The 15,436-nt window shown below is 67.0% G+C and carries 20 protein-coding genes; 15 read left to right on the top strand and 5 right to left on the bottom strand.

From position 1 onward, the window contains the following. Nucleotides 1–18: 18 nt before the first annotated feature. Nucleotides 19–1,437 (top strand): DUF1254 domain-containing protein, encoded by a 1,419-nt coding sequence (locus GV792_RS01665; RefSeq protein ID WP_175583850.1) that lies wholly within the window; start codon nucleotides 19–21, stop codon nucleotides 1,435–1,437. 128 nt (nucleotides 1,438–1,565) lie between these two features. On the opposite strand, the gene GV792_RS01660 is transcribed toward GV792_RS01665, so the two are convergent. Beyond that, a complete protein-coding gene (locus GV792_RS01660; protein WP_256673727.1) occupies nucleotides 1,566–2,699 on the bottom strand; it encodes a hypothetical protein in 1,134 nt (377 codons plus the stop codon). A 344-nt stretch (nucleotides 2,700–3,043) separates the two neighbouring features. Here GV792_RS01660 and GV792_RS01655 point away from each other — a divergent pair, with 344 nt between their 5' ends. From GV792_RS01655 to GV792_RS01630, 6 genes are all read left to right on the top strand, one after another. After that, nucleotides 3,044–3,262, top strand: a complete 219-nt coding sequence (locus GV792_RS01655) for a hypothetical protein (protein WP_163821790.1) — start codon at nucleotides 3,044–3,046, stop codon at nucleotides 3,260–3,262. A gap of 14 nt (nucleotides 3,263–3,276) precedes the next feature. Beyond that, nucleotides 3,277–3,417 (top strand): hypothetical protein, encoded by a 141-nt coding sequence (locus GV792_RS01650; RefSeq protein WP_163821789.1) that lies wholly within the window; start codon nucleotides 3,277–3,279, stop codon nucleotides 3,415–3,417. 119 nt (nucleotides 3,418–3,536) lie between these two features. Further along, the gene (locus tag GV792_RS01645; protein ID WP_163821788.1) at nucleotides 3,537–4,529 is read left to right on the top strand and encodes a zinc-binding dehydrogenase; all 993 of its coding nucleotides are present in this window, start codon (nucleotides 3,537–3,539) and stop codon (nucleotides 4,527–4,529) included. Between the two features lie 209 nt (nucleotides 4,530–4,738). Beyond that, nucleotides 4,739–5,080, top strand: coding sequence for an EthD family reductase (locus GV792_RS01640; protein ID WP_163821787.1), 342 nt, complete (start codon nucleotides 4,739–4,741; stop codon nucleotides 5,078–5,080). A gap of 28 nt (nucleotides 5,081–5,108) precedes the next feature. Further along, nucleotides 5,109–6,092: a sigma-70 family RNA polymerase sigma factor gene (locus GV792_RS01635; protein ID WP_175583903.1), complete on the top strand. Its 984-nt coding sequence runs from the start codon at nucleotides 5,109–5,111 to the stop codon at nucleotides 6,090–6,092. 20 nt (nucleotides 6,093–6,112) lie between these two features. Next, nucleotides 6,113–6,376 (top strand): hypothetical protein, encoded by a 264-nt coding sequence (locus GV792_RS01630; protein ID WP_218581177.1) that lies wholly within the window; start codon nucleotides 6,113–6,115, stop codon nucleotides 6,374–6,376. Nucleotides 6,377–6,624: 248 nt separating this feature from the next. On the opposite strand, the gene GV792_RS01625 is transcribed toward GV792_RS01630, so the two are convergent. Beyond that, nucleotides 6,625–7,017: a PPOX class F420-dependent oxidoreductase gene (locus tag GV792_RS01625; RefSeq protein ID WP_163821785.1), complete on the bottom strand. Its 393-nt coding sequence runs from the start codon at nucleotides 7,015–7,017 to the stop codon at nucleotides 6,625–6,627. 82 nt (nucleotides 7,018–7,099) lie between these two features. Between GV792_RS01625 and GV792_RS01620 the strand changes: the two genes are divergently transcribed. From GV792_RS01620 to GV792_RS01600, 6 genes are all read left to right on the top strand, one after another. After that, a complete protein-coding gene (locus tag GV792_RS01620) occupies nucleotides 7,100–7,618 on the top strand; it encodes a hypothetical protein (protein WP_163821784.1) in 519 nt (172 codons plus the stop codon). A gap of 68 nt (nucleotides 7,619–7,686) precedes the next feature. Continuing rightward, on the top strand, nucleotides 7,687–8,238 hold the full coding sequence (locus GV792_RS01615; protein WP_163821783.1) for a TetR family transcriptional regulator: 552 nt from the start codon (nucleotides 7,687–7,689) through the stop codon (nucleotides 8,236–8,238). A 280-nt stretch (nucleotides 8,239–8,518) separates the two neighbouring features. Continuing rightward, nucleotides 8,519–8,755 (top strand): MerR family transcriptional regulator, encoded by a 237-nt coding sequence (locus GV792_RS29380; RefSeq protein WP_256668634.1) that lies wholly within the window; start codon nucleotides 8,519–8,521, stop codon nucleotides 8,753–8,755. Next, nucleotides 8,731–9,081, top strand: coding sequence for a hypothetical protein (locus tag GV792_RS29375; RefSeq protein WP_256673726.1), 351 nt, complete (start codon nucleotides 8,731–8,733; stop codon nucleotides 9,079–9,081). Before GV792_RS29380 ends, GV792_RS29375 begins: the two co-directional genes overlap by 25 nt. A gap of 149 nt (nucleotides 9,082–9,230) precedes the next feature. Next, complete coding sequence (locus GV792_RS01605; RefSeq protein ID WP_163821782.1) at nucleotides 9,231–9,863, top strand: TetR/AcrR family transcriptional regulator; 633 nt, start codon at nucleotides 9,231–9,233, stop codon at nucleotides 9,861–9,863. 139 nt (nucleotides 9,864–10,002) lie between these two features. Further along, nucleotides 10,003–10,827, top strand: a complete 825-nt coding sequence (locus GV792_RS01600; RefSeq protein WP_163821781.1) for an SGNH/GDSL hydrolase family protein — start codon at nucleotides 10,003–10,005, stop codon at nucleotides 10,825–10,827. 143 nt (nucleotides 10,828–10,970) lie between these two features. Here GV792_RS01600 and GV792_RS01595 read toward each other — a convergent pair whose 3' ends face one another. Beyond that, on the bottom strand, nucleotides 10,971–11,324 hold the full coding sequence (locus tag GV792_RS01595) for an IPT/TIG domain-containing protein (protein ID WP_163821780.1): 354 nt from the start codon (nucleotides 11,322–11,324) through the stop codon (nucleotides 10,971–10,973). 168 nt (nucleotides 11,325–11,492) lie between these two features. Here GV792_RS01595 and GV792_RS01590 point away from each other — a divergent pair, with 168 nt between their 5' ends. Continuing rightward, nucleotides 11,493–11,999 carry a DUF4189 domain-containing protein gene (locus GV792_RS01590; RefSeq protein WP_309139061.1) on the top strand — a complete coding sequence of 169 codons (507 nt, stop codon included), beginning with the start codon at nucleotides 11,493–11,495 and terminating at the stop codon, nucleotides 11,997–11,999. 460 nt (nucleotides 12,000–12,459) lie between these two features. Here the strand turns inward: GV792_RS01590 and GV792_RS01585 are convergent, their stop codons facing one another. Then, nucleotides 12,460–13,605 (bottom strand): RNA polymerase sigma factor, encoded by a 1,146-nt coding sequence (locus tag GV792_RS01585; protein WP_163821779.1) that lies wholly within the window; start codon nucleotides 13,603–13,605, stop codon nucleotides 12,460–12,462. 6 nt (nucleotides 13,606–13,611) lie between these two features. Next, a complete protein-coding gene (locus GV792_RS01580; protein WP_163822192.1) occupies nucleotides 13,612–14,019 on the bottom strand; it encodes a YciI family protein in 408 nt (135 codons plus the stop codon). Between the two features lie 176 nt (nucleotides 14,020–14,195). Here GV792_RS01580 and GV792_RS01575 point away from each other — a divergent pair, with 176 nt between their 5' ends. Next, nucleotides 14,196–15,401: an NAD(P)/FAD-dependent oxidoreductase gene (locus GV792_RS01575; protein WP_163821778.1), complete on the top strand. Its 1,206-nt coding sequence runs from the start codon at nucleotides 14,196–14,198 to the stop codon at nucleotides 15,399–15,401. The last annotated feature ends 35 nt before the right edge of the window (nucleotides 15,402–15,436 follow it).

The raw sequence follows: 15,436 nt of genomic DNA, 5'->3' as shown, positions 1-15,436 counted from the left end.
GACTCGTAAGGAATTACCATGGGCAACACCGACACCCCGCTCGCCGAGGAGTTGACCCGGATCGGCATTCCCGATCACGTGTCGACCCCGATCGGCACGTTCGACTTCTTCGATGGCGTGCCGCTTCCCGACACAGTCCGTACTCTCTACGACGGCCTGGACTTCCTCCGCGGTGTGAAGGTCTTCCTCAACGCGGTACCCGGCGCCTCGCTGGTGGCGATGCGGCGGGGCTTTCGCAGCATCGGGCTCGACGGACTGAACACGGTGGCCTACACCGAACCCCGGGCGAACTCGAGAAGCTACTTCCTGACCCCGAACACCGAGACCACCTACGCGACGATGTTCATCGACCTGCGCATCGGCCCGGTGGTCATCGAGCCACCCACGGACTCGCTGTGCGTCGTCGACGACTTCTGGTTCCGCTACGTCGCGGACATGGGCATCGCCGGACCCGACCAGGGCAAGGGCGGCAAGTACCTGTACCTACCGCCCGGGTACGGCGGCGACGTCCCCGACGGATACTTTGTGTACCGGCCTGCGACCTTCACCAACTGGGTGGTCTTCAGGACGCTCGGTGGGGTCGAGTCGGTCAAGCACACTCGCGTCTATCCGCTGGCCGATGCCGAGAACCCGCCAGCCCTGAACTTCGTCAACGTCGCGGACAAGAATTTCAACACCGTGCACGCCAACGACTTCAGCTTCTTCGAAGAGATCGCCGAACTGGTCCAGGAGGAGCCGTCGACCGCACTCGATCCGGAGCGGGCCGGTCAACTGGCCGCCATTGGGATCGTGCACGGGAAGCGATTCGAGCCCGACGAGCGACTCCGCGGCATCCTCGACGCGGCGGCGAAGACGGCCGCCGGCATGAGCCGCGCCCTCGTCTACTTCCCCCGTGATCCGGAGGCCTTCGTGTTCGATGGGTCGTCATGGAAAGAAGCCTTTGTCGGCGGCAGCTACGAGTTCCTCCATGAACACGCGCGATTGCTCGACGCCCGCACTCAGTTCCACTACTTCGCCACCGTGATCACACCGGCGATGGCCCACGCCCAGGTCGGTGCCGGTTCGGCCTACGCCTACACCGCCGAGGACGGTCAGGGCCGCATTCTCGACGGTTCCACGACCTACAAGCTGACGCTGCCGGCCAACCCTCCAGCGAAGAACTTCTGGTCCGTTGACGTCTACGACACCCAAACCAGATCCCTCCTGCAGACCGACAATCCGTATCCGAGTCTGATGAGCCTCAGTGGCACTGTCCAGAAAGAGCCCGACGGATCGATCGCGCTCTGGTTCGGCCCCACCGCACCTGCCGGCAAGGAACGGAACTGGATCCAGACACTTCCCGGTAAGAGCTGGTTCCCGATACTGCGCCTGTATGGACCACTTCAGCCCTGGTTCGACAAGCAATGGCGCCCAAGCGAGCTCGAGGAGATTTCCTAGCGCGATGTAGAACCCCGACACAGGTCTGTTATGTATCTCGGTCGACCCGTCAGCAGGGGTAGTGCCCCTTCGGAGGAGTAAAGAAGTAGCCGCCGACGCTGAGGCCCCGCGCCGACTTAGCGACCCCTCTACTCCCGTGGTCGTGCGCCGGTCCCGATCAGTGCGTCGAGTTGACGCTCCGCACGTTCGGCGCGCGCCAAGGTCTGGGCGCGGGCGTCGTCGAGGGCGGCGATGCGTTGCGCGGTGTCGTCCGCGGCCTTTTCGATCGCCGCGGCGGCCTCGGCACGGGCGGCGGCGAGGTCGGCGGCCGTGCTGAGGCGGGTGTCCGCGAGGTCGGAACGTACCCGGTCGAGCTCGGCGCGGCTGCGATCGAGGTCGGTGCGCACACGATGCAGTTCCGAGCGGGTGTCCTTGATCGCTTCCGCGCGTTCGGCGGCAGTGCGTTCGGAGCGTTCGGCGGAACGTTCGGCATCGGCGAACCGTTGGACGGCGAGGTCGCGTTCGGCGGCGGCCGCGGTCACCTGTTGGGTTGCGGTGCGGCGGATCTGCTCGATCTCGGCGGCACCGGCACTGCGCACACGGTCGATCTCTTCCTGGGCCTGCTCGCGCAGACGCTCGATTTCGACGGCGGTTTCCTGACGGACAGCACGGATCTCGGCTTCGGCGGCGCTGCGGGCGGCGAAGACGTCATCAGCGGCTCGGGTGGTCACCGATTCGACTTCCCGCAGCGCGTCATCGCGCGCGACCGCCGCCTCGGAGGCCGTGGCTTCGGCGGCGCCGATACGCGCCTCCGCCGCTTCCGTGGCCGCGATGGCGTCTTCGGCGGCTTCTTCCGCGCGCTTGCGCCGCTCCTCGGCGTCGCGGCGCGCTTGTTCTGCATCCGCGGTGGCCACTTCGGCGTCGGCGATGCGGCGGGCGGCGTCGGCTTGGATCTGCTGGATCTGCACCTCGGCCACCGATGGATCGGCCAGGGTCGCGAGTTCGGCGACGGCCGCATCGACTGTCGCACCCAACTGCTTGGCCAGCCCGCGGAATTGTTCGAGCAGCTCATCGGCACGCACACGCGCGGCCACCGCCGGACCCGGCTGCGTCACAGTGACGGAATCCCCCGGTGCCGTCGACTCCCCTTGTTGCCGTTGACGTTCCCGCCACGCCCGCCACCGCGTGTGCTCGGGCAGATCGCAGTATTCCGACGGCCTGCCCGGACCGCCGCCCTTGACCACCGGTCGGGCACAGCTTGGATAGTTGCATACGTTCGCCATCCGAGAATCGTAGCGTTTGTTTCGTTTGTGGCGACGCAATTACGGAAACGAAACCTGGTGAGACTCTTGATGAACCCTTACTTCCTGACCGCCGATAAGTGAACCTTATCGGTGGTCAGGACTATGCGCCCCTTCCGATGAAGATCGTCGCGCTGGGGTGGATTCAGTCGCCACGCAACGCCGAATACGGCAATGGGGGCCGGAAGGAAAACTGTGGCCGCTGGTACAGACGTACCAATTCTATGGCGGGATCAGACCCGGGGGTCCGAGAGCGTTCATGAGAGTGCAAGTTGTACCGGCCCGCAGCCGGCGAACCCGGGCTGTGGCCAGGTCTCGCACCGGCGATGACGCGCCCGGCCGGGCACAGAAGACAATCTTTCGGTGCCGGTACCTGCGCAGCCGAGAACTTCAGCGGTAGGTCGAGGGAGGGCTCAACGTCATCGAGTCGTGTCACCGCGCCAACCAGCGTCATCTACTACGGCAAGACCGGCGAACTGTCATCCAACCGGGCCGACGAGCAGGAACCGGGCGTGCAAGCCTCGCTGGTCTACGTCAAACCCTGATGATCCAGGACCTGATGGACGACCCCCACACCGGCGAGGTTCTCGTCACAGCGGCCGACAAACGCGGGGTGCCACCACTGTTCTGGGAACACGTCCTGGCCTACGGCGAGGTCAAGCTCAACATGACCAGCCGGCTCACCCCCAGCGGAAGCTAACTGAGGTTGGGGAGCTGTCGATTCCTTTCTACGGTGGCCGGGGTCTACATGGTGGAGGCGCGGCCCGCGCGACAGGCCGGTCTCGATCATGTATGCCGAGAAAGAAAGGCTGATCGCCGATGAGCATTCCCGCGACCATGCGCGCGTTGCAGCAGACCTCCCTCAATGGCCCGCAGGACATGCGTCTGATCACCGACGCGTCGGTACCGAGCCCCGGTCCGGGCGAGGTTCTGATCCGCGTCACCGCAGCCGGTGTCAATTTCGCCGACATCTCGAAATCCCACGGCACGTTCGGGGACGGCCCGCGGCCACCGTATCTGGCGGGTTTCGAGGCCGCCGGTGAGGTTGTCGCGGTAGGCGAGGCGGTGACAAGCCCGCAGCCGGGGACTCGTGTAGTCGGTGTCGCAGACGGCGCTTTCGCCGAGTACATGGTGCTGCCCGCGGCCGCGGCGGTGCCCGTGCCACCCAACTGGACGGAGCAACAGGCGCTGGGGCTGATGGTCAACTGGCCCACCGCGCTGGCTGCACTCAAGCCCCTGGGCGGCATCACCGCCGGGCAGACCGTGCTGGTCCAGGCCGCGGCGGGCGCGACCGGCCAGGCCGCGGTCGCCATCGCCAAGCACTATGGCGCGACAGTTGTCGCCACCGCCTCGCCGGCCAAGCATGAGACAGTGCTGGCTCTGGGCGCCGACCACGTTCTGAACTCCGTCCGCGGCGACCTCGCCGCCGAGGTGTTGAGGCGGACCGGTGGAGCCGGCGTCGATGTGGTGCTCGAATCGGCAGGCGGCGCCACCTTCGAGGCCAGTCTGGCCGCAGCCAAGCGGGTCACCGGTCGGGTCGTCGTCTACGGCTTGGCGGGCGGTGAAGCCGCGATCACCAACTGGGATCTTGTGTACAAGCATCAGGTCCATCTCATCGGTCTCAACATCGGCGTGCTGATCCACGCCGCACCGCAGATCTTCGGCGAGGTCATGGGCGAGCTATCCATGCTGATAGCCGCCGGTGTGCTTGCCCCCGCCCAGCCCACCGCCTATGACTTGGCCGACGGACCGAAAGCGTTGGCGGAATTAAAGAGCAGGGCCACCGTCGGCAAGCTGGCACTGCTGCCCTGAAAGCTTGAATGTCATGGTGGTGGAGGTCGTGTCGGCTCGGTCACCAGGTACGCAGCAGAGCTGGGCGACAGTACCGGTTCGCCGAAGACGACGACTGCTGCCGGCTCCGGGACGGACCCGCCGAGTCGGCTTGGAGGCCATCACGATGACCAGTGCCGTTGTCGTGCTATACCGCACCGGAAAATGCCCATGACAGGAGTTGAAGACCGATGACCGCAACCCGTGGACCGGCCAGAAAACAGAAGGCCCGATTCGTCGTGATGTATGACACTCGCACCGACATCGACGCATTCGAACGTCACTTCAACGATGTCCACATCCCGTTGGCGAAACAGTATCCGGGCCTACGCCGGTACACGCGCGGTGACGAGCCGGTAGCCGCGATCGGCGAGCCGTGCCAAATGGTCGTGATGCTGGACTGGGACGATATGACTGCCTCGGAGGCCGCGCTCGGATCAGCCGTCGGCCGATGTACTGCCGAGGACCCCGGAGCGAACCTGGCCCTCTACGCGACCTTTCGCGGCGTGGTTCTGCAGCTCAACGAAGTCTGATCACTAGGCTGGCGGCGTGACATCGCATCTGCGGGCGGCACCGGATCGAGACCAGTTCACCGTCGAGACCGAACGGTTCCGCCGGGAACTGCTGGCGCACTGCTACCGCATGGTCGGCTCGGCGCACGACGCCGAGGACTTGGTGCAGGAGACCTATCTGCGGGCGTGGCGGTCCTACTCCGGATTCGAGGGCCGAGCGTCGATTCGTTCCTGGCTCTACAAGATCGCCACCAATGTCTGTCTGAAGGCGTTGAAGCGGCGTCGAATTCGGGTGTTGCCGTCAGGTCTGGCCGGCCCGTACGACGGACCTGATCGTGCGCCGAGTCCCGTTGCGCCGGGGGAGGTCTCGTGGCTGGAGCCGTTTCCTGACGCACAGATCGCACCACTCGATGGCGATCCGGCCGCGGTGGTGGTCGAACGCGAAGCGCTGCGGCTGGCGCTCATCGCGAGTCTGCAGCATCTGCCTGCCCGCCAGCGAGCGATGCTCATCCTGCGTGAGGTGCTCGCGTTCTCGGCGGCCGAGACCGCAGAGATCCTCGGCACCACCACTGCGGCGGTCAAGAGCGGCCTGCAGCGGGCCCGCGCCCGGCTGGACGAGTTGGAGCCCGAGCCGGAGAAACTGCTCGAGCCGACCGACCAGCGGGCGCGGGCGCTGCTCGACGGCTATATCGCGGCGTTCGAGCGCTCCGATGCGAGCCTGCTCGCACAGGTGCTGCGCATCGACGCCACCCTGGAGGCGACGCCGTTCGGCGACTGGCAGTCGGGCCGGGCGATGTGCATCCACATACTCGATGCGTACGTGCTGGGCACGCCCGGCGATTGGCGGATGATCGCGACCACCGCCAACGGTCAACCGGCAGCCGTCGTGTATCACCGAGACGCGGACGGCACGCTGCGAGCAGACGGAGTTGTGGTCCTGGCACCCACAGCCACCGGCGTCTCCCACGTGATCAAGTTCCACGATCCGGCGCTGGTCGCAATGTTCGGCTTCCCGGACACGATCACGCACTGACCCGCCGAGTCCGACGAATCATGGCCAGCATCGCCTTCCTACTCCTTGCGCTGTTCGCGGAGATGGAACGCACCTTCACCGCCGAACGCGCCGCCCACGCCCGCGCCGTCGCCGAATCCAAGGGCCGCCGTGGCGGCCGACCCGTCGCCTGGCCCGACGACAAGATCGACTACGCCCGGCTGATCCGCAAGCAGGGAAGCTGCCTCGGCGAGATCACGAGCAGGACCAGCATCCCCAAGGCATCACTGCACCGCTACCGCACACCGACGCCCGAACAGGAGTGAGGTAGCGATTACCAGGCCCACCGCGGCTTCATGTATTGGGTGACACGGTTGTTAACGGCACCCTACTGGCGCGAGCAGCAGCGGCTGGTCGATGATCCCCTGGTCCTGCTGCGAGCCCGCCCGCGCCGCCGGACACCAGCAAAGCGTTGAGCCGGGATCGGGTCGCGCGGATCCGCGGAACGGATACCGCCGGGCGCACGCATGGCAACCGAGGCAGGTCTGCTGGACCGGGGTCGAGCAGCACTCGCTTACCCGTCCAGCCGGATCCGAATGCCCGCCATGCGCTCGGAGCCCCCGCGCAGCGCGCTGCCCAGCAGCCCGACCCGAGCGACCAGTCCGTACTTGCGCTTCATCAGATCGATGAAGTGCGCACTTGCGTCCGGCGCAAGCACTTCGGCGAATCCAGGCATCGAGGCGCCGAGCGGTTTGCCGCGCCAGTCGCAGGAGGCGACCGTGACCCGGCCCCCGTTGCGGATCCGCTTCACCTTGCCGGCGTCCGCCGCGCTCCACACCGCCAGCGCCTGGCCGTCGCGCATCACCCAGACCGGGGTGGGGGCCGCCCTACCGTCCCGGCGGAATGTGGTGAGCAGTAGGTACTTGCCGGCCGCCAACTCGCTCAGCGCCGTGTCGATGTGTTCCATGGACATATACTAACCAGTTAGTTAGGTACATGGTCGTTGGAGCCGCTCAGCGGAGCGCACGATGCAGCTGGAAGGAATCCGTATGGGGCGATTCGTTTGGACTCTGCTCGCAGGCTTTGCACTCGGTACCCCCGCTGTCCCCATCGGCCTCTCGCTCTCCCTGCCCGGCCCGGTCGCAATGTTCGCAGTGCTGCTTGGGGCGGCGTGCTGTGTCGTCTTCGCGGTGTTCGCCATGGAACGCGTCCGGCTGCACTGGCGGTCCTGGCGTGTCCGATGGAACTCGGCCGCGCTACCAGGCGGTTCGGCGAAGGGCGCGGCAGTCGCCGTCAGTGCGGGTCCCGGAAAGGCGCCCGCCGGCGATGCCCGCCTCTCGGGCGGCGCGGGTCGACGGGCACGGCGAGTCCTCGACCGGTACGGCGTGGTGGGCTTCGGTATCGCGGGTCCCGCACTCTTCGGCACCTGGGGCTCAGCGCTGCTCGGTGCCGCGCTTGGCATCCCCCGCTGGCGGCTGATCCGCTCGCTGATGACCGGGATCGCCCTGTGGTGCACGGTGCTGCTCTTCGCGTCGGATGCAGCCTTCGCCGTCTTCGGGATCGGCTGACACGGCGGGCCGGCGGGGCCGCCAACGAGCGCGCAACTAACTAGTTAGTCCCAATTACGATGGCCCATATGTCCCGAGCTGACGCCACCAAGGCCCGCATCCTCCAGGCCGCCACCGACGAGTTCGCCACGTACGGAATCGCCGGAGCCCGGGTGGATCGGATCGCCAAAACGGCGGCGGCCAACAAGAACCTCATCTACATCTATTTCTGCAACAAGGAGCAACTCTTCGACGCGGTCCTCGACGCCCACGTCACCCACGGCCTGAACTCGGTCCCCTTCACCCCCGACGACCTCCCCGAATACGCGGGACGGATCTTCGACTACTGCCAGCAGCACCCCGAGGTCATCCGACTAGCCACGTGGCAGCGCCTCGAGCGTGGCGACCGGGACCCTGCCGGCACATCGCCGCCGCGCGAGGCCAAGTTGGAGGCGCTTGCCGCAGTGCAGAAGGAGGGCGGCCCAGGCTCCGACTTCTCCCCCACCGCGTTGCTGACCTTCGTCCTGAGCATTGCTCTTGCGTGGAACCCGAGCAACGCCACCAGCATGCCCGCCTCCGCGACCGAGAGCACCGACGACCGCCGCCGCGCGATCGTCGAAGCCGTGCGTCGCCTCCTGTGAGCACACGCCTGGCAGGTGGCAAACCGTCGGCGGCGGTGGTGTTCTCGGCTTCCGCCGAGGGCATTGCGCAGGGTATCTGCGACCGAATGGCACGACGGGCACCCGCCGCGACGGGTTCATCCGCAGGCCCGTCGTCAGGTGTTCCGAATGGACAACGAGGTCCTGGTGGAACATATGGCTCACGCCCACGAGCAGGCACAGCGGGAACCTACGACCGGCTCGCGCACGAGCTCACGCCCGAGCTCGAGTCTCCATCAAGGGGAGACGGGAAGGTTGGGGAATGGACGACGACATGCTCTTCACGATCGGGGCCCTGGCCGAGCGGACCGGGCTGACGGTCAAGACGATTCGGTTCTACTCCGACAAGGGGATCGTGCCGCCGACCGCCCACAGCCCGACCGGCTACCGACTCTACGACGCCGATGCCGCCGCACGCCTGGAATTGGTGCGCACCCTGCGCGAACTGGGGATCGGTCTGTCTACCGTGGCCCGGTGCTGGCGCACGAGACCTCTGTGACCGCTGTCGCCACGGCTCACGCCGAGGCTCTCGACGTCCAGATCCGGATCCTGCGCATGCAGCGAGCGGTACTGCGAGCAGTGGCCGAGCGGGGTTCCCGCAGAGAGGAAATGGAACTCATGCACAACCTGATGCGTCTTTCCGAAGCTGAGCGACAGCAGGCGCGCCGGACCCGCTTGCCGATGGCGTCAGACTGGGCCGGTTTGGGTCGCTCAGCAGGCCGTCGTCCGCCAGTTCGCGTGTCGCAACCGATCCCCGGCCACCTGTTCGAGGGCCTGACCGGCCGGGATAGCTACCGCAGGCAGTGGCGCGGTTTCAGCCGGTAGCACCCCTATACCGGCCGATGCTCTGGAACCTTGACCGGCGTTCCAGGGCATCAGGCTATGAATCGGAAGCTTGTCTCGATCGCCTCGAACCAGCCGAGCCAAATTAAGTAACACTTGTCATTTTAGTAACAGTTGTGCATTATCATGGTGTGAGTGAACCGCCGCACAACACCGATCCCGACACGAGCTCTGATCCCCGCGTGCGCCGCACCCGAGCGGCGTTGTTGGCCGCGGCGGTGACCGTGGTGACCGCGCACGGCTCCACGGATTTCTCGGTGACCGAGCTCGCCGATGCCGCCGGGGTGAGCCGCCGGGTGTTGTATCAGCACTTCGGTGATCTGGACGGGTTGCTGGTCGCGGCAGCGGTAGAGCTGATGACGCGCGAGCTGGCCCCGGCGATGATCGAGCTGGCCCGTGCCACGACCGGACCAGCCGGCGAGCAGTCCGTGCCGATCGCCGAGTTCGCTGCTCACTTCGCCGCGCACCGCCGCTTCTACCGCGCGCTACTGACCGGCTCGTGCGCCTATGCGGCGCACCGGCAAGTCGGTGAGTTGTTCGCGCCGTTCAGCCAGGCCGCGGCCCGGCAGCTCTTCGATGACCTCGACGACCACCTCGCCGCCGAGATCGGCGCCTACTTCACCGCCGGCACAACGATGTCGTTCGCTCAGTGGATCATCGATGCCCCCGAACCACTGGACCCTGCGCAGTTCGCCGATCGCCTGGGCCGCGTCCAGACCGTCCTCGCCCGAACTCGGCCGCAGCGCCCGGACCGGGAGGCCTGAGCCCCGGCAGGTTCACGCGCGCTCCGCAAGCCACCGGCCTGCACGGCCGGCGATCACCCGTGCCCTCACTCGGCCGGGTCATCACCAGCGCCGCCTCGTCGGCGGCGCCCCGCACCACCATCTCTTTGAGGAGCTGTCCATGAAATGTCTTCCGACTACCCGCGGACTCGCCACCGCTGCGCTGGTCCTTGGCCTGAGTGCCAGCGCCGTCGCGTCGGCGCAACCGGCACCGGCCAGCGGCTCGGAGTATGTGTCGCTGGGAGATTCGTTCATCTCGGTCGGCTCCTACCTGACCACCTCGATGACCTCCGACTGTGCCCAAGCCAGTGACGATGTGGGCCACCTGGTCGCCGCGCAACTGCCCGGGGTCGGGTTCACCGATCTGGCCTGCGGCGGCACCACCGCCGACCTGGTGGAGAAGAGTTCGGCCGCGCTCTCCCCGGCCACGCGCTACGTGTCGATCTCGACTGGAGGCAACAACGAGGACTTCTACATGGGGTTGCTGCAGAACTGCTTCATCACCGCAACCAACTGCACCGCCCAGGCTCGCCAGGAAGCCGACGACAAACTCGACCGCCTCGGCGCCCGCCTCGACAGCACCTACGCCACCGTCCGCGCCGCGGCCCCCAACGCCACAATCGTCGTCTTGGGCTACCTGCGGCTGCTACCCGACCGCGCCGCGGCTTGCATCGTCGAGATGACCATGGGCCAAGACGTCGTCGATTTCGGTAACCGCATCCAGCGCCGGCTCAACGACGAAGTCGCCCGCGCCGCCGAACGCGCCGGGTTCGTCATGGTCAACAGATGGCAGGACGGCGCCAACTCCGTCTGCGCCGCTGACGGGCAACGCCACGTCTCGATCACCGGCGTCGGCCCGGGCGATGAAGCCCTGGCCTACCACCCCACCATCACCGGACGCCGCTACACCGCCGGACTGATCGCCGAGGCCTTCCTGCGCCCCTGACCCACCCATCGCGGCGTCGTTCCTCGGCCAGCAGAGCATCCGAATGTCGCGGACATGGTGCCGTTTCCGCTGATCCAGCCGACGACGATTTACGCCGCCGTGGCGGGGGAGGTTTCCGCCGCCACGGCTCGGCCGGAGGGTCGCTAGGATGATCTTTCGTCGAGCATCACCTGCAGTTCCTCTTCGGTGAGATACATGGTCTGTATGAATCCGTCCTCATCTTCGACGTCGATCTCTCTGCGCAGGTAGTCCTCCACCACCTGAATGCGGTTGTTCTCGCCCAGCTTGGTTGTCGAGGTGACTCCTTGTGTCCCTGCGGAACTGAGCTTGTCGCCGTCGGGAACGACGGTTGCGACCAACGGCGTGGTCGACTTCTGGCCGTTGACGATGACATAGACGTGGTTGGTGCCGCGGAAGCCGGAGCCGGTCACGACGAGCTGTTCACCGCCCTTCTGTAAGGCGCTGCTTCGACTCAGACCAGTGATTACAGGAGCCATCGTCTTCTCTTTGCATGTCGGTTGGTGTGGGCCAGTGCTGGTGCAAGCGTGACAGTTCCCGGGGTGGCGCGACTGCCGACCTCCGGCTATGGGGGTGCTGGTAGGGATCGTGTCACCAGCACCCCCAGCTCAACGAACGGCCACCGTCCTCAGACGGGGATCTTTGTCGTGACCCAAGACTTTTGGAGTGACCTCGCGTCCATGCACTGCGGTATCTTCCATGCGATCGCCGCACTAGCCGGCGCGAACAGGAAGACGCTCCACATGTTCAAAAAGTCCTTTGCTGCCGCCGTGCTCTCGGTGAGCGCCGCTGCCATCCTCGCGGCACCGCCCGCCACCGCCGACCCGGTCAACTGGGGCGCCGTTTCCCTCAGCGTGTGGGGCAACGTCTACGCGTTTTCGGTCAACCACCCGACGGAAGCCGACGCTATTCGAGCCGCAGACCGAGCGTGCAAGGGTCAAGGCATCATCGACTGTCGGGCGATGGTGACGTTCGCGAACGGCTGTGGTGCAGTCGTGACGAGTCCGCTCGCTATCGTCGCAGGGTTCCCGATCGTGGGCTTCGGTAAAGGGCCGACCCCAGGGGAGGCAGTCGCAGACGCCACCCGCAATCTCCCCACTGGCACCGGAAGCGCCGGCTCGTTCGATCGCGACCACGCCTGTACCAGGCTTTGATCTAATTCCCGCACCGGTCCTCGATAAGAGCGAAAGGCTCACTCGCACGCCGAACCCGGCGCACCCGCGGGGCTTCCATTCGGCCCCTGGGGCATCCGACTGTCGTGCACCTAGGCGGCGGCAGAACCGTTCGTCGTCGGCGACCTTGTCGGCGAGCAGGGTGTAGATCTGGGTGGTTTCGGTGGATGCGTAGCCGCGGTCGTCGAGCAGCACGGTGCGCACCGAACCGCCCTTGCCGTGGATGCGGACATGTTCGTCGCACCACGCTGCCGGTCCGGCGCGTGCACATGACACTTGTTGCGGCCGGCGAGCGGCTCGATACCGCACGGCCTGGCGGACTTCGTCGGGGCCGTGCAGCGCACGCTGGTCTGGTCGATGACGTCGATCCGGGTCTGGATGCGCCGGTTGGCCTGGGTGGCGACGGCGCGGTTGTGCTGAGCTGCCGACGGCAACGTAATTGTCAACGGCGCAGTTGCGCGTTGAGTCGTGCTGCTTGGCGGGTGAGGTGGTCGCGTTCGGGCAGGTTGGACGCTACGCGGGCTGCTTCGGTGTAGAGCCCCGCGGCGGTGGCCGGGTCACCATCGCGTTCGTGCAGGTAGGCGGCGACGGCGGTGTAGCGGGGCAGGGTGGGGTCGAGTTCGGTCAGGGCGGCCAACCCGGCGCGCGGGCCGTCGGCCTCACCGACCGCGACGGCGCGGTTGAGGCGCGCCACGGGGTTGTCGGTGAGGCGCAGCAGCTCGTCGTACCACTCGACGATCTGCACCCAGTCGGTCTCGCCGGCCGTGCGGGCGTCGGCGTGCAACGCGGCGATCGCGGCCTGGGTCTGGAACTCCCCCAACCGATCACGGCCGAGCGCTGTCTGGAGGATGTCGACGCCTTCGGCGATCAGGCGCGTGTCCCACCGGCTGCGGTCCTGCTCGGCGAGCGGCACGAGGCTGCCGTCGGGGCGGGTGCGGGCTGGGCGGCGGGCGTGGTGCAGCAGCATCAGTGCGAGCAGGCCCGCCACCTCTTCATCGTCGGTGTGGGCCGCGAGTTGGCGGGTGAGCCGGATCGCCTCTGCGGCGAGGTCGACCTCGCCGGTGTAGCCCTCGTTGAACACGAGGTAGAGCACCTGTAGCACCGTGGCGAGATCACCTGGCCGGTCGAACCGGACGCCGGCCACGGTCCGTTTGGCCCGGCTGATGCGCTGGGCCATGGTCGCCTCGGGCACGAGGTAGGCCTGCGCGATCTGCTGTGTGGTCAGACCACCCACCGCGCGCAGGGTGAGCGCGACCGCCGAGGCCGGTGTCAGCGACGGGTGCGCACACAGAAAGTACAGCTGGAGTGTGTCGTCGATGACCGGACCGGGACCGGGCGTTGGCTCGGCATCCACGAGGATCTCGCGGCGTCGCCGGGAGGTGTCGGCGCGGGTGGTGTCGAGAAATTTGCGCCAGGCCACGGCCACCAGCCAGCTCTTCGGGTCGCGCGGTGGATCGTCCGGCCACACCCGCACCGCCTCGATCAGGGCTTCCTGCACGGCATCCTCGGCTGCCGCGAAATCGGCTCCGCGGCGGACGAGGATCGCGATCACCGCGGGGGTGAGGGTGCGCAGCAGCGCCTCATCCACGGTGGGTCATTCCGTGATGGTCGGGGGCTCGTTCAGGAACGGACGCAGTTCGAGCCATTCGTGGATCGGCTTACCGCCCGCGCCGGGAGCTGCGGACAACTCGCCGGCCAATGCCAACGCCCGCTCGTAGCTGTCGACGTCGATGATCATCCATCCGGCGATCAGGTCTTTGGTTTCGGCGAAGGGGCCGTCGGTGACCGGTGGGCGCCCTGGGCCGTCGTAGCGGACGAACGTGCCTTCCGGCGACAGTGCCTGCGAGTCGACGTACTCGCCGGTGCTCTCCAGCCGTGCGGCGAAGTCGTGCATGTACTGCACGTGGGCCGAGATCTCCTCCGGCGTCCACCGATCCATCGGCACATCCTCGACCGATGCCGGTGCGCCACGGTAGTGCTTGAGCAGCAGGTACTTGGCCATCATGTTCTCCTTGGTCGGTACGGCCCATTGTGGCCGCATTCACCCAGGGGACGGCGCCGCGCGCCGATTCTCGACATCCCCACACCACTCCGTTGTGTGATCCACCTCATATAACTGTCACAGTGGTGGGCCGGTCGGTGTCTTGTGCACGAACCCCTCGAACGAAGGAGAACACCATGACCGCGCACACCGATGTGCTGGTGATCGGCGGCGGATACGCCGGCGTCATGGCGGCCAACCGCCTCACTCAGCGCGACGACCTCACCGTCACCCTGATCAATCCGCGGCCGAGTTTCGTCGAGCGGATCCGCCTGCATCAACTGGTGGGCCGAACCGGCGACGCGGTCGTCGACTACCGCGACGTACTCGCCGAGGACATCGAGTTGGTGGTCGACTCCGTGACCCGGATCGACGCCGCCGAGCGCAGCGTGGCATTGGCCTCGGGCGGCGTCGTCGGCTACGACTACCTGATCTATGCGGTGGGCAGTGGCAGCGCCGACCCGCAGGTGCCGGGTGCCGCCGAATTCGCCTATCCCCTTGCCACTCTGGAAGCCGCGCAACAGCTGCGGACGATCCTCGACACCACACCCGCGACCGACTCGATCACGGTAGTCGGCGCCGGCCCGACCGGCATCGAAACCGCCGCCGAACTGGCCGAACTGGGCCGCACCGTCACCCTGGTGTGCGGTGCGATGCTCGGACCGTACCTGCACACCCGGGGGCGGCGTTCAGTTGCCAAGCGGCTGACCGCGCTGGGGGTCACCGTCCTCGACGGCCCGAACGCGGAGGTGACCGGCGTGACCGCCGACACCGTCCGGCTCAGCGGCGGGCACACCCTGCGCAGCGACCTCACCATCTGGACCGCAGGCTTCGGCGTACCCGATCTGGCCGCACGCAGCGGACTGAGCACCAACGCCGCGGGCCGCCTCCTCACCGACGAAACCCTGACCAGCATCGACGATCCGCACATCGTCGCCGCCGGCGATTCGGCGGCACCCTCGGATATGCCGTTGCGGATGAGCTGCCAGGCCGCGATCCCACTGGGCGCGCGGGCCGCCGACACAGTCCTGAGCCACATCGACGGTGAACAACCCGCCACCCTCAACCAGGCATTCGCCGGCCAATGCATCAGCTTGGGCCGGAAGGCAGGCATCTTCCAGTTCGCGCACCGCTACGACGTCGCCGTGTGGCTGCATATCGGCGGACGGCCCGGCGCGACAATAAAGGAATACATCTGCCGAGGCATCGTCGGACAACTGGCCGAGGAAGCGCACAAGCCCGGCTCGTATCGCCTGCACCGCGTCTCCGGAGGCGGCAAGCGCAGGCAGCTGCTCGAAGCGAAGCGCCGCCGGACCCCCACCGAGGCGCAACCGGCAGCATGAGCGGCAGCCTCGACAACCAGGGACCACAGACAGAA

Origin of the sequence: Nocardia cyriacigeorgica, from assembly GCF_010868145.1 — a bacterium.
GTDB lineage: Bacteria > Actinomycetota > Actinomycetes > Mycobacteriales > Mycobacteriaceae > Nocardia > Nocardia cyriacigeorgica_D.
The sequence above is the reverse complement of the archived record's forward strand: the minus strand, read 5'-3'. Positions and strand labels throughout refer to the sequence as shown.

What these genes read in the sequence shown, in the direction of transcription:
- GV792_RS01655 (WP_163821790.1), top strand. Translation starts at nt 3,044, where the DNA reads ATGACGCGCCCGGCCGGGCACAGAAGACAATCTTTCGGTGCCGGTACC.
- GV792_RS01575 (WP_163821778.1), top strand. Translation starts at nt 14,196, where the DNA reads ATGACCGCGCACACCGATGTGCTGGTGATCGGCGGCGGATACGCCGGC.
- GV792_RS01620 (WP_163821784.1), top strand. Translation starts at nt 7,100, where the DNA reads ATGGGGCGATTCGTTTGGACTCTGCTCGCAGGCTTTGCACTCGGTACC.
- GV792_RS01645 (WP_163821788.1), top strand. Translation starts at nt 3,537, where the DNA reads ATGAGCATTCCCGCGACCATGCGCGCGTTGCAGCAGACCTCCCTCAAT.
- GV792_RS01665 (WP_175583850.1), top strand. Translation starts at nt 19, where the DNA reads ATGGGCAACACCGACACCCCGCTCGCCGAGGAGTTGACCCGGATCGGC.
- GV792_RS01615 (WP_163821783.1), top strand. Translation starts at nt 7,687, where the DNA reads ATGTCCCGAGCTGACGCCACCAAGGCCCGCATCCTCCAGGCCGCCACC.
- GV792_RS01595 (WP_163821780.1), bottom strand. Translation starts at nt 11,324, where the DNA reads ATGGCTCCTGTAATCACTGGTCTGAGTCGAAGCAGCGCCTTACAGAAG.
- GV792_RS01660 (WP_256673727.1), bottom strand. Translation starts at nt 2,699, where the DNA reads ATGGCGAACGTATGCAACTATCCAAGCTGTGCCCGACCGGTGGTCAAG.
- GV792_RS01630 (WP_218581177.1), top strand. Translation starts at nt 6,113, where the DNA reads ATGGCCAGCATCGCCTTCCTACTCCTTGCGCTGTTCGCGGAGATGGAA.
- GV792_RS29380 (WP_256668634.1), top strand. Translation starts at nt 8,519, where the DNA reads ATGGACGACGACATGCTCTTCACGATCGGGGCCCTGGCCGAGCGGACC.
- GV792_RS01625 (WP_163821785.1), bottom strand. Translation starts at nt 7,017, where the DNA reads ATGGAACACATCGACACGGCGCTGAGCGAGTTGGCGGCCGGCAAGTAC.
- GV792_RS01650 (WP_163821789.1), top strand. Translation starts at nt 3,277, where the DNA reads ATGGACGACCCCCACACCGGCGAGGTTCTCGTCACAGCGGCCGACAAA.
- GV792_RS01640 (WP_163821787.1), top strand. Translation starts at nt 4,739, where the DNA reads ATGACCGCAACCCGTGGACCGGCCAGAAAACAGAAGGCCCGATTCGTC.
- GV792_RS01600 (WP_163821781.1), top strand. Translation starts at nt 10,003, where the DNA reads ATGAAATGTCTTCCGACTACCCGCGGACTCGCCACCGCTGCGCTGGTC.
- GV792_RS01580 (WP_163822192.1), bottom strand. Translation starts at nt 14,019, where the DNA reads ATGGCCAAGTACCTGCTGCTCAAGCACTACCGTGGCGCACCGGCATCG.